This window comes from Providencia sp. CIM-Carb-044 (assembly GCF_033901115.1).
GTDB lineage: Bacteria > Pseudomonadota > Gammaproteobacteria > Enterobacterales > Enterobacteriaceae > Providencia > Providencia hangzhouensis.
On the sequence record NZ_JAXADV010000012.1, the window covers coordinates 75398 to 88430 of the forward strand.

The 13033-nt window shown below is 37.9% G+C and carries 11 protein-coding genes; 5 read left to right on the top strand and 6 right to left on the bottom strand.

What is annotated here, in order from left to right:
- Positions 1-88 precede the first annotated feature (88 nt).
- From SJ312_RS18990 to yghU, 6 genes are all read right to left on the bottom strand, one after another.
- Positions 89-2611 (bottom strand): outer membrane usher protein, encoded by a 2523-nt coding sequence (locus tag SJ312_RS18990; RefSeq protein WP_110591125.1) that lies wholly within the window; start codon positions 2609-2611, stop codon positions 89-91.
- Between the two features lie 89 nt (positions 2612-2700).
- Positions 2701-3138, bottom strand: a complete 438-nt coding sequence (locus SJ312_RS18995; protein ID WP_004259404.1) for a fimbrial protein — start codon at positions 3136-3138, stop codon at positions 2701-2703.
- 167 nt (positions 3139-3305) lie between these two features.
- Positions 3306-3842, bottom strand: a complete 537-nt coding sequence (locus tag SJ312_RS19000) for a fimbrial protein (RefSeq protein ID WP_004259399.1) — start codon at positions 3840-3842, stop codon at positions 3306-3308.
- A 129-nt stretch (positions 3843-3971) separates the two neighbouring features.
- Complete coding sequence (locus tag SJ312_RS19005) at positions 3972-4244, bottom strand: helix-turn-helix domain-containing protein (protein WP_004259395.1); 273 nt, start codon at positions 4242-4244, stop codon at positions 3972-3974.
- Between the two features lie 38 nt (positions 4245-4282).
- Positions 4283-4549 (bottom strand): helix-turn-helix domain-containing protein, encoded by a 267-nt coding sequence (locus SJ312_RS19010; RefSeq protein WP_004259392.1) that lies wholly within the window; start codon positions 4547-4549, stop codon positions 4283-4285.
- Between the two features lie 569 nt (positions 4550-5118).
- Complete coding sequence (gene yghU, locus SJ312_RS19015; protein WP_319868202.1) at positions 5119-5958, bottom strand: glutathione-dependent disulfide-bond oxidoreductase; 840 nt, start codon at positions 5956-5958, stop codon at positions 5119-5121.
- A gap of 497 nt (positions 5959-6455) precedes the next feature.
- Between yghU and SJ312_RS19020 the strand changes: the two genes are divergently transcribed.
- The 5 genes from SJ312_RS19020 to SJ312_RS19040 all read left to right on the top strand — a co-directional run bounded on the left by SJ312_RS19020 (position 6456) and on the right by SJ312_RS19040 (position 13028).
- On the top strand, positions 6456-7973 hold the full coding sequence (locus tag SJ312_RS19020; protein WP_153674140.1) for a class I adenylate-forming enzyme family protein: 1518 nt from the start codon (positions 6456-6458) through the stop codon (positions 7971-7973).
- 67 nt (positions 7974-8040) lie between these two features.
- On the top strand, positions 8041-9609 hold the full coding sequence (locus SJ312_RS19025) for an acyl CoA:acetate/3-ketoacid CoA transferase (protein ID WP_319868204.1): 1569 nt from the start codon (positions 8041-8043) through the stop codon (positions 9607-9609).
- Between the two features lie 26 nt (positions 9610-9635).
- The gene (gene fabG / locus SJ312_RS19030) at positions 9636-10373 is read left to right on the top strand and encodes a 3-oxoacyl-ACP reductase FabG (RefSeq protein WP_319868205.1); all 738 of its coding nucleotides are present in this window, start codon (positions 9636-9638) and stop codon (positions 10371-10373) included.
- A 9-nt stretch (positions 10374-10382) separates the two neighbouring features.
- Positions 10383-11567 (top strand): thiolase family protein, encoded by a 1185-nt coding sequence (locus SJ312_RS19035; protein ID WP_319868206.1) that lies wholly within the window; start codon positions 10383-10385, stop codon positions 11565-11567.
- A 120-nt stretch (positions 11568-11687) separates the two neighbouring features.
- On the top strand, positions 11688-13028 hold the full coding sequence (locus SJ312_RS19040; protein WP_004259371.1) for an MFS transporter: 1341 nt from the start codon (positions 11688-11690) through the stop codon (positions 13026-13028).
- Positions 13029-13033: the final 5 nt, after the last annotated feature.

The window sequence follows — 13033 nt, forward strand, 5'->3', positions numbered from 1 at the left end:
TCTCTTTAAGTTTAACTTGATGATGTTCATCATTTTTTTTGATTTAAATAATTAATATTAATAATTTTTTAAAAATATTAGTAAAGTGTTATTTCACACATGGTAGCAGTAATGTGTTTGCTAGATTTATTTCTGATGAAACGCTATCTGGCAATGTTATATTGCACTGTATTTCATCATCCCAAAAAACACTCAATTTTTCTTTAGGATTTAAGCCTGACAAATAAACACTGCCTTCATCACTAATTATTCCAACTTGCTGTTTACGTGTATTTAATACAATGGCACCAAATGGAGGTGCATTATTATCCGATAAGCGGATATTTGCCATTGCACTACTACCCGCTATAACATCAAATTGGCGATAACCAATAGCACCCTCTGTTAATGTTCCTTGCTTTACAGAATGGGTAACCTCTGCGTTACTAGGCAAAAGATTCAAATCCACATTGATATTACTACGGTAATAACTATTAACATCAGCAACAACAGCCTTACCAAAATAATTTGACCGTGTCACAATTCCATTACCACGCAAAGGAATATTCGCTACACCATTGGTATCAACAAAAACGCGCGAAGCGCCGAGTTGGTTACTTCTATGGAGTACAACCCCATGTTGCGTTGCCGTCAATCCACCTTGCAATGATAGTCCGGCAGAACGGTAACGATTCTGTTGGTATGTTGCATTTGCATTAAACTGAGCCATATCGCCTTGATGTGTATAGTACCCACCAAGAATTGCTCCCGACTGTGTGATCCCAGTATTAATTTGGTAGTTGCTACGCTCATTAATACGGTCATAATAATTTACATTCTGTGTTGTATTACTTTTATCCCAGTTACTGTTAAAGCTCACTGTAGAGGTTTCACCCCAAGGCATAGATAACGCAATATAAACCCCATCATCATTTATATTTCGATAGTTATTACGGAATGCGGTTAAGTTAACACTTAAGTTTTTAAATTTTCCGAGATCTAAATACTTTGCTAATGATAAACTATAGCGATTATTGTCAGGTTGATTCCAATATGTCTGATGGTAAAAATTTAAATATGTGCTTAGTCCACTGCCGCTAAACTGCTGGTTATAAGAAATGGTATACATTTCTTTGCTATTATATTGTCGAACGCCACTTATTTTGGCATCGAGATATTCAGACATACTCATAAAATCTTTTTCTGAAAAACGATAGCCAGCAAAGGTAATTTGGCTATTATAATCTTCAAAACGTTTTGAATAGCTCAATCTATAAGAATTACCTTTATAATTAGTTTCATTATTTGAAGTGATTTCTTTAATTTTTGCATGTGTTCTTGTCACATCAAATGAAAGAGCCCCAAATCGCATTAGATCGCGACCAATTCCCAAAGTCGTTGAGAGATATTTTTGTGAAGCAATCATACCGCCATATAGGGACCAACCATTATTAATCCCCCATGAATATTCACCACTAGCGAAACTATCACCATTAACACGATGATTGGAATCACTAGGCCGTCCTGCTGCAAATTTATAACGAACTTGCCCTGGGCGAGTAAGATAGGGAATACTTGAGGTGTTCACTGTAAAAGTTTGCGTTTTACCATTTTGTTCCTCTACCCTTACATCTAATTCACCCGATAAAGCATCATTAAGGTCTTGAATGCGAAAAGGGCCAGCAGCGATTTGAGTTTGGTAAATAGTACGACCTTGCTGACTAATAATGACGGTTGCATTACTATTTGCCACCCCAGTTACTTCAGGTGCATATCCCCTCAAATTGGGTGGTAACATATTAATATCAGTAATTAAACTGAGTCCTGTGAATCTAAAGCTATCGAAAATATCGGAGGCTAAGTAAGATTCACCGAATGTTAGTTTGGCACCTAATGATTTAATATCTCGAAAAATGTAAAAACGATTCCAATCAAAAGAATGGGTTGACTCAGAAGATGGGTGCTTCTCAAATCGTGATTGCCAATCAGCTCTGAATCTCCATGCACCTAAATTCATTCCTACCACACCGTTACCATTGGTGGTATAGCTCGTACTTTGGTGGCTACGTATTTGTTGATTTACTTGCGCGTTCAGATTGTAGTCAAATAGAGCACCCGATATACCATCTTCCCAACGAGTAGGCGGATCCCAATTATCTGCCGTATATTCTAAATAGGCTTGAGGAATATTAATATAGAGTGTTGATGTCGATAAATCGGCTTTTGTAGTTGCTCCAGATAAGCTGTTTAAATCTAAACAGGAGTCATTATGCCACCAGACCAGCGATGATATTATTTTGGGCTTTAGTCCAAATTTCTCAACTAAGCTTGGATCTAAACATACTTTACTGTCATCAATATCTTCATCTGAGTTATAATAAAAAACACTTTGTTCAGATAATATATTTTTGTTTACATGAATGCTAAAAGTGTATTCCCCTGGCATGAAATAACCAGTTTTAGAGAAACGGCTTAGATCAATATTAGCGCGATCATTTATATCTAAAATATCCGTATTAAATTCTATGTTAGCAGCGGCAAATCCGGTATTACAGATAATAGTTATCATGCTAGCTAATATATATAATCGACTAACTGATGATAATTTAATATGGATTTTATGATGCGCCATAATACTTGACCTTATTCAAACTCATTTATAATAAGAGAAAGTATCTCCTATTTAGAAAAATGTTCATGTGGATAGAGTTGTTTTTTATATCACTCATAATCTAATTTGTATTTTATTAGACCAAAATAATTGCCTGATTTTAAAGATTTATTATTTCTTTTTATTCGTAGTTTGTAATTTAAATTACGAGTGCCATCAGTTAATTCTTGTGATGACATTGCCTTTCCTGGATATACTACTTCACCACTAGTACTGCTAATTTCAATACCAATCCCTTCAGCTTGCCCATTGGTAGTAAACAAACTACCATTATGAACTCCATCAAATGTTATTGTAAAATATTGCCAGTTTGGTTTTTTTGATTCAGGTCTCTCAAGTACGCAGTTAATTAATTTAATTGAAAAAGTTCTTGCATTGCTTTGACCATCTCGAGTAATTTGAGATATAGATAAGCTTCCCATTTCAATGGTTTGATCTTTGCTGTTTATATCAATAGAACAGGCAGTTTCAATAATACTTCCATTCATTGTGATTAATGATTCAGCCGAACAATATGATGACAAACTAGTTTCTAATAATAGAATGAATGTCAACCATGAAAATTTATATAGCATATATTCGCTCTATTATTATATTTAATGAACCTAAAAACCTATCCGTGTGTTTTTAGGTTGAAATTAGAAGGTTGCTAATTTTACTCGTATGATAAAGTGAAATCTGCTACAGAACTGAATTCACCCGCAGTGATAGTTGAAACATCACCACCATTACCTTTTAAATATGCAGAGAATTGTAATGTATTGCTACCATCTTGAATTTGTTGGAATGGTGTAGCTGTGTTAATAGTAACAATTTCGCCATTACCACTAGTAATTTGAACTCCAGCACCACTACCTGTACCAACGATACCTAAGGTTTTACTATCTTCATCAAATGATGCGGATGCACCAGTAAAGGTTAATTGAACACCTTTAGTTAAGCTGCTAACGTTACAGTTTTGCAGTGCGATATCAAATGTTTTAGGTGATGATTTTCCGCCATCGGCTAAAGCCATATTAGAGATTTGGCCTAATTCAATCGTTTGGTCAATACTTTCTGGTGCAATTGAACATGGTGCTTCAATAATAGCACCTTTAAACGTGACTTTACCGTGGCCTTGGTCAGCGGCATTCGCAGCAGAAGCACCACCTAAAACTAATAAAGTTGCCATTGCAATACTTTTAATTTTCATCAATCTTTTCCTTTACGGTTAAATATATAAATATGATTATTGTTAATCTCATTATGTTAATTTCATAGTGAGATTAATTAATAACAATCAGAGTTAATTGTTATTAATTAATAACAGTGTTATCTGCCATTAAAGATTAAAATAATTCTCTTGAGTCATTGATATATAAACTTCTTTTTTTTCAATTTCTGATTTTAATTTAGATAAATCCAGATCAAGATAAATTGTTAATTCGATTAATTTTTCAAAACTTAGTTTTGTTGCTCCTCGTTCATATCTTGATACTTGTTGTTGACTTACATTTAGTTTTTTTGCTAATTCAGCTCCACTAATTCCTTTTTTCTTTCTTAATTTTTTTATTAAATAGCCTAATTTTATATTTACATTTTCTTCATCATTCATTCGCACTACCTTAATATGAGAGATAAAAATATAATGAGTTAATCTTTTTTAAAGAAATAACAAACATCTACTTTAAAATATACGGATATCAACATGATTTTAGATGTTGATATGTCACTAAGACCATTTTCGTAACGTGATAATTGTTGTTGAGATATACCTATAATTCTGGCTAAATCAGACCCACTTAAGCGATATTCTGATCTTAGCAGTTTAATTTTTTTACCAATGTTCTTGGCAACTATGTTTGTAATGTTTTTTTTGTTTTCTAAAACAGTTAAGCAAGTAAAAATAGAGTCCTTCATTTATTAGGATACCGATTTAAGTTTCAATTTTTGGATAGCTGTTTAATTTGTGAGTATAGGCTACACTTGATAGGGGTATTTTCTAAATATAAATAATCAGTATGTTAAATCGATAAAATCGATTAATTACAATATATGTATCTAATTACAAGCTAAATAAGTAGTACTCTAATAATGACTTGTTTAATGGCTTGAATCTTAAATAAAAATAAGAAACATTATTAATTGAATGGTTATTTTTATAACATATTGTTAATATAATTTTATTTGAAATAAAATATCAATATAAGATTATTCTCACTAAAGTAGTCGCGAAATTTGTATTTATTAAGATATTTTTGTCCATTTTGGAATGTTTATTTTGGTGGTGTACTAATAGAATTAGTGCTAATTGTATAAATAAGACGGTCTAAATATGATTTTTTACTTTTGTATTTAGATATTTTAATTTTAATGGGGATATTTTATTTAAGCAGTTGTGACCTTAACCAAGGATGTTTGATTTTAGGGGAATACTGAGACTTAAAACCGATCAATCTCAGTATTAATAAAGGTAATAAACTTATGACTTAACTTATATCACTCGCATCGTGGCGTTCGCGTACTTGCTGTGCGGGGTCACCTTGTAGGCGATTAACACGGCGGCCGCGCTGTACCGCTGGGCGTGCATAGATTTCATCAGCCCAACGAATAACATTTTTATATTCATGGACAGATAAAAATTCTGCAGCATCATAAAGCCAACCTTTCACTAAAGCGCCATACCATGGCCAGATAGCGATATCTGCAATACTATAGTTCTCGCCTGCGACATATTTGTGTTCTGCTAAACGCTTGTCTAATACATCTAATTGACGTTTAGTTTCCATCGCAAAGCGGTTAATAGGGTATTCAAATTTTTCAGGGGCGTAGGCATAAAAATGCCCAAAACCGCCACCTGCAAAAGGTGCTGAACCCATTTGCCAGAATAGCCATGATAAGGTTTCAGCGCGTTCTGGTTGAGTTGTGGGTAAAAAAGCAGAAAATTTTTCAGCTAAATAGGTCAGAATAGAACCCGATTCAAATACTCGGATAGGCTCCTTACTGCTTCTATCGACTAAAGCAGGTATTTTTGAGTTAGGGTTAATTTCAACAAAACCCGAACTAAATTGGTCGCCTTCACCAATATTAATTAACCAAGCGTCGTATTCAGCCTCTTTAATGCCAAGGGCTAATAGCTCCTCTAACATGATAGTGACTTTTTGTCCGTTGGGAGTTCCTAATGAATATACCTGTAGTGGGTGCTTACCTATAGGTAAAGATTTTTCGTGAGTTGCACCAGAAATTGGGCGATTAATATTGGCGAACTTTCCGCCATTACCTTGCTCCCATTGCCAGACTCTCGGGGGAATATAGGGGGTGTTTGCCATGAGTTATCTCCTTAACCATTTTCAAAGGTGGCGATTATTTTCTCATCAATTCTTTAATTATAAAGGCCCCCCACTGTAGCAATCTGTCGTGAATTCTCCACTGTTTTTATCATATTTGCTTTGGTGGGTAGGATAAATAGCACAGAGTGCAAGAACACATAGGGGATAAACGAAAGAGTTAATTATTAGTTCTAAACTATTTTTGGGTTTATGAGTAATTGTATATACGCACAATGATGACCGAGCTATTCATAGGAATTTATATGTTTTTTGGGATGGCTTGATAATAACAAAAGGTAAATATGTTCATTTGCAATAAAAACCAGAGCTTAAAATGAGACTTAAGTTAAAAATTTGTTAACAAACGAATTGTGCAGATCACTAATTCAAATAAAAAAAGGGTGTGAATAATTTGTGAAGATTGGCACTAATTTATCGGAGTGTATTTTATACATTGATAGCATATCAGTCATATTCAGGTGTATCGGAGTGTGTCCATGCTTGCGCCAAATTCAAACATCTACCAAAGCTTATTACAGAGAGCAAAAGTGCAGCCAGACGCTGTTGCGATTGTATTTGAAGAGCAAAGTTGGAGTTATCACCAATTACTTGAAAAAGTAAATAAAACAATGTATTGGCTAACTACTGTAGTACAGCTGAAAAAAGGTGACCGGATTGTACTTGGCTGGGGGAATACGATTGAGTTTTGCCAATTATTTTATGCCGCGGTAGGTCTGGGTATTCAGGTAATTCCTTTGAGTACCAAAATGAAAGAGTTTGAAGGTAAAGAGCATTTGTCTTGTATTAATGCAGATGCTGTTTTTTGGGATGATACATATCAACCATGGTTAGCACAGCTCAGTGCAAAAGGGATGAGTCTTTCTCAGTGGCGTAATGTAATATTCACTGATGAAATTAATTTTATTAACCAAGTTAATGAAGAAGACCCTGCTGTTATAATATTTACCTCGGGTACAACAGGGGTGCCAAAAGGTGCGGTGATCACGCATAAAAATATATTGTCTGCAGTATATGCCTATCAGGAAACATTAAAGTTATCTGAACACGATAAAACAATTTTAGCAGTACCGATTTATCATATTACGGGGCTCTCTGCTATTTTGGCGTTATTTATCCATATTGGTGGGACGATTTATCTTCATAAAAAATTCAATGCAAAAGATATTATTTCAACAATTGCAAAAGAAAAAATAACATTTTTACATGGTTCTCCAACAGTATTTATATTGTTAATTCAGAAAATAAAAGAAAATAAAAGCATTAACCTAGAAAGATTTAATTCATTAAAAATGATTGCTTGTGGTGCAGGGCATTTAAATGAAGGTACGATTAAAGAGCTTTCTTATATATTTGCTAAAACATCCATTCATTCTATTTATGGTTTAACTGAAACCTCTTCACCAGCAACTGTATTTCGTGAAGATATTCGTTATAGCGATAAGAAGTCTAGCTCTGGTACACCAGTCCCTGGGTTACAGGTGACCATACGTAATGATAAAGGTGAAAATCTTCCCGCGAACTGCACAGGTAATATTTGGGTTAAGGGGGATGTTGTTATCCAACGTTATTGGCCGGATAGTCCTGCGAATACCACATCATTTAATGATGGTTGGTTTTTCACAGGGGATATTGGCTATATGGATAATGATGGTTTTCTTTATATTCAAGATAGAATTAAAGATATGATTAACCGTGGTGGTGAAAAAATATATTCTATTGAAGTCGAGGATTTAATTTCTAATTATCCAGGAGTTAATGAGGTCGCTGTTATTCCAATTGAAAGCACAATTTATGGTGAAGAACCCATTGCATTTATTATTCCTGAGAATCAAGTGTGTTTAACCAGTAAAGAAATTATTGAGTGGTTAAAAGATAGGGTGCCAACGTATAAAGTTCCAGTAAGAATTATGTTTACGCGTAATTTCCCTAGAACTTGGAATGGAAAAATAAGCAAGAAAGATTTGAAATTACGATATTACTCTTTAAATAACTAAAATATAAATTAGTTTTTAATTAATCAAAAAGGGGCTATGAAATATTAGCCTTCAGGTAGGTTTTATCATGAATAATAAATTTATTTCTAAACAAGATGCCGCTAAATTAATTAATAATGGCGATACGATTTGTACTGTGGGAATGACATTAACCAGTGCTGCTGAATCTATTTTATCAGCAATTGAGCAACGCTTTTTATCCGAGGGTACACCAAATCAATTAACACTGGTTCATGCAGCTGGGCAATGTAACCGTATTCGAGGGAATCAACACTTTGCCCATGAAGGGATGGTGAAGCGGATCATTGGTTCCCATTGGGGGTTAGCACCTCGATGGATGCAAATGATTAACGATAACCAAGTTGAAGCATATTGCCTCCCTCAAGGGCAAATGGTGCATTTATATGGTGCAATGGCCGCAGGCTTACCGGGGCGCTTATCCAAAGTAGGGTTAGGAACATTTATCGACCCTGACCTTGAAGGCGGTAGGATGAACGCTAAAACGTTGGTACTTCCCCCTTTGGTTGAAAAAGTGAATTTCAAAGGGGAAGAATGGTTATGGTACCCAGAAATTCCCTTAGATGTGGTGGTGATCAGAGGAACTCACGCTGATAGTAAAGGCAACCTCACCACCGATGAAGAAGCCATGGCCCTAGAGGTCTTGCATGCGGTACTGGCGGCTAAACGCTTTGGTGCCAAAGTGATTGCACAAGTGAAATATTGCGTTGAAGAAGGGACTTTACATCCCAAGCGTGTCACTGTTCCTGCGAGCTTTATTGATCATATTGTCGTGTGTGATAACCCTGAAGAAGACCATCGCCAGTCTTCGAGCTGGTTTTTTGACCCAACGCTATGCGGTGATATTCGCACGCCTATCCAACGAACTACGCCATTACCTTTAGATATTCGCAAATTGATTGGGCGAATTGCATGTCGTTATCTATACGAAAACTGCGTGATTAACTTAGGAACCGGTATTCCAAACGATGTTATTGGCTCAATTATTCAGGAAGAAAATGCAACCAAGCGCGTCGATATCACCGTGGAGTCAGGGATTTGGGGGGGCGTCCAAGCAGGCGGTATTGATTTTGGCATAGGCCGTAACCTGTCAGCGATGATTAGTCACCAAGACCAAATGTTGTACTACAACGGTGCAGGCGTTGATATCACGTATATGGGCGCAGGGGAAATGGATGCCAGTGGCCATGTCAATGCGACGTTGTTAGGCAATATTTGCCCTGGTGCAGGTGGGTTTATTGATATTACCCAAAATGCTCGACACGTGGTGTTTTGCTCAACGTTCACAGCAAAAGGGTTAGATATTCGTTGTGAAAATGGGCAATTAAATATTGTGCGGGAAGGGGATATTAGAAAGTTAGTTAACCAAGTACGGCAAATTTCATGGAATGCGGATGTCGCGCGAAATATTAACCAAACCATGCATTTTGTCACGGAACGTGCGGTGTTCACTTTAGGGGGAAAAAACCCGGTACTGGTTGAAATTGCCCCCGGTATTGACCTAGAGCGTGACATTCTTGCCCATATGGACTTCGTACCTGAAATTTCTCCTGATTTGAAAGTGATGTCTTCTTCACTATTTGAAGAAGCGCCTTTTGGACTGGTTTCGTATTTGTAGTTTCAATATTAAAGAGGAATTTATCCATGTTAGTACAAGATAAAGTCGCCATTGTGACGGGTTCTGCAAGAGGTATTGGTTTTGCGATTGCTCAGGTGCTTGCGGAAGAAGGGGCAAAAGTCGTTATTTCTGACTTAGCCATGTCATCAGGTGAAGAAAGTGCAAAACAGCTACAAGAGCAAGGCCATCAAGCCATTTTCATTCCTTGTGACATTGCCAAACGTGAAGAGGTAAATGCCTTATTTTCTAACGCATTAGCGCATTTTGGGGCGATTGATGTACTGGTAAATAATGCGGGGATCAACCGAGATGGCATGCTGCATAAATTAACGGAAGATGATTGGGACAAAGTGATTGATATCAATCTGAAAGGGACATTTAACTGCATGCAAGAGGCGTCAAAGTTAATGCGTGAGCAAGAAAGCGGCCGAATTGTCAATATTTCCTCGGCAAGTTGGCTTGGGAATGTTGGGCAAGCCAACTATGCCGCATCCAAAGCTGGGGTTATTGGCCTGACTAAAACGGCTTGTCGTGAACTCGCCCGTAAAGGGGTCACAGTCAATGCGATTTGCCCAGGGTTTATTGATACGGATATGACCCGTGGTGTGCCTGAAAAAGTGTGGGACATCATGATCAGCAAGATACCTGCGGGTTTTGCAGGAGATCCGCGCGATGTTGGCCAATGTGTTGCATTTTTAGCCTCTGATAAAGCGCGTTATATCAATGGCGAAGTAATCAATGTTGGCGGCGGAATGGTGTTATAGGGGGAAATAATGAAACAAGCGAATGATATTGTCATTGTGAGTGGTGTGAGAACGGCAATTGGCACGATGGGGCGAAGTTTTGCAAATACGCATCAACATGACCTCGGGGCGGTGGTTATCCGTGAAGCCGTGAAAAGAGCTGGAATTGCTCCCGAAGATGTTGATGAAGTCATTGTGGGTAATGTTGGGCAAATCGCAGAAAGTGGTTTTATCGCTCGTATTTGCCAACTGCGAGCAGGGTTACCAAAAGAAACCACCGCTTATTCTGTTAACCGCCAATGTGGTTCAGGGCTACAAGCGTTAGCCGATGGCATGATGTTGTTGCAGACCGGCCAATCAGATGTTGTGGTGGCGTGTGGTACTGAAAATATGACAATGCTGCCGTACTACTTACGCAAAGCGCGCTATGGCTACCGCATGGGAAATGATGTACTGGAAGATGGGTTAACGTCCATCCTAACTTGGCCAGAAGGCCCTTACCACAACGGAATGACGGCAGAAAATGTTGCAGAGCAGTTCAATATTACCCGTGAAGAAATGGATGATTTTGCATGGGATAGCCAGCAAAAAGCGTTAAAAGCGATTCAAGCCGGTTATTTTGCTGACCAAATATTGCCAGTAGAAATACCTGAAGGCCGTAAAGGTACACGTATTTTTGATACCGATGAACATCCGCGTGATACACCACGTGAAAAATTAGCAAAATTGCGCCCTGCATTTAAAGCTGATGGTGTGATTACGGCAGCAAACTCTTCAGGTATCAATGATGGTGCTGCGGCATTAGTGATGATGCGTCGTGAAGAAGCGGAAAAACGTGGTCTGAAGCCAAGAATGAAAGTGGTCGATTGGGCTGTAGCAGGTTGTGAAGCGGCCATTATGGGCTTTGGACCCGCGCCAGCAACCCGTCGATTAATGGAAAAGCTCAAAATGGATGTAAAAGACATTGATTTAATTGAGTTAAATGAAGCATTTGCTGCACAAGCCATTGCAGTTATGAATGATTTGTCTCTTGATAGCACTAAAGTGAATGTGAATGGTGGGGCAATTGCTCTGGGTCATCCAGTGGGTGCCAGTGGGGCTATTTTACCTGTGAAGTTAATGTATGAAATGGAACGCCGTCAGGTTACTACCGGGTTAGTGACTATGTGTATCGGTGGTGGTCAAGGGATATCAATGTTGTTCGAAAGAGAATAAGAAAAGCTGCAAGCAGAAAGCCCGACGTGGGGCGTCGGGCTGTTGCTGAAGTAAAACAACAGGTATGTCACTTATTGCCAAGAGCCGTACCTGTTTCACTACAACATGAGGATCTTATCTATGTTTTCTACAAATGCAAAGTTAGATTATGTGGCTCAGGGGAAAAAAACCAACGCAAAGATATACCGTAACCTGATGCCGTTGTTGATTTTAGCGTACATTATTAGCTTTATTGACCGAACAAATATTGGCATGGCAAAAAATGCGATGTCGATTGATTTAGGATTATCTGCAACCGCGTTTGGTATTGGTGCGGGGCTTTTTTTCTTAACCTACTCGATTCTTGAGATCCCAAGTAATTTGATAATGGAGAAAGTAGGCGCGCGTTTTTGGATCACGCGGATCATGATCACTTGGGGGTTATTATCTGCGGCGATGGCGTTTGTGACAGGGCCGACTTCTTTTTATATCTTGCGGTTATTACTGGGAGCGGCTGAAGCGGGCTTATATCCTGGGGTTATTCTATATATGACATATTGGTTTAGCCAAGAAGAACGGGCTAAAGCAACAGGGTTATTTTTACTCGGGGTTTGTCTTGCAAATATTATTGGGGCGCCGCTGAGTGGTTTATTGCTGAGTATGGATGGCTTATTAGGCTTCCATGGTTGGCAATGGATGTTTGTTATTGAAGGCTTGCCAGCAGTTATCCTAGCATTTGTTGTGTGGTTCGTGTTGCCGAATAAACCAGAAGATGCAAAATGGTTAGATGAAGATGATCGGAATTATATTAAATATAAACATGATCAAGACAAAAACAGTATTAGTGTGAGTAACAGTAAATTCTCACTCAAGGCGGCATTTAAGAATAAAGCCTTTATGATGATTGTTGCTATCTATTTTACTCACCAGTTCTCGGTCTATGGTTTAAGTTATTTTTTACCGACTATTATCGGTGAATATGGCAAATTAACACCTATTCAAATCGGCTTATTAACAGCGATTCCATGGATTTCAGCCGCAATTGGTGGCATTTTTGTCGCGAGAAAAGCTAATACACCGCGTCGTTCATCACGTATTTTAATTTCAGGTTATGCAGTAATGGCCGTAGGGTTAGTGATTGGTGCACTGGGTGGCCCAGTTGTCGGTTTAATTGGCTTTTGCTTAACGGCATTTATGTTTTTTGTGGTTCAATCGATTATTTTCTCGCTTCCTCCGACTTATATGAGTGGCAGCATGTTAGCGGGAAGTTTGGCACTATTGAACTGCTTAGGGCTGTTTGGCGGCTTCCTTGGCCCGTTCATTCTTGGCTTTTTTGAAGATTATACAGGAACAGCCACTTCTGGATTATGGTTTGGTGTCGGTTTGCTAGTTATCGGAACGATTATTGCGTCACGAGTGAATACTAACGGTATGAGCGAAGCTGAGCCATTACAAGTATCGACTTCAGTGGAAAGCAAATAATTCAA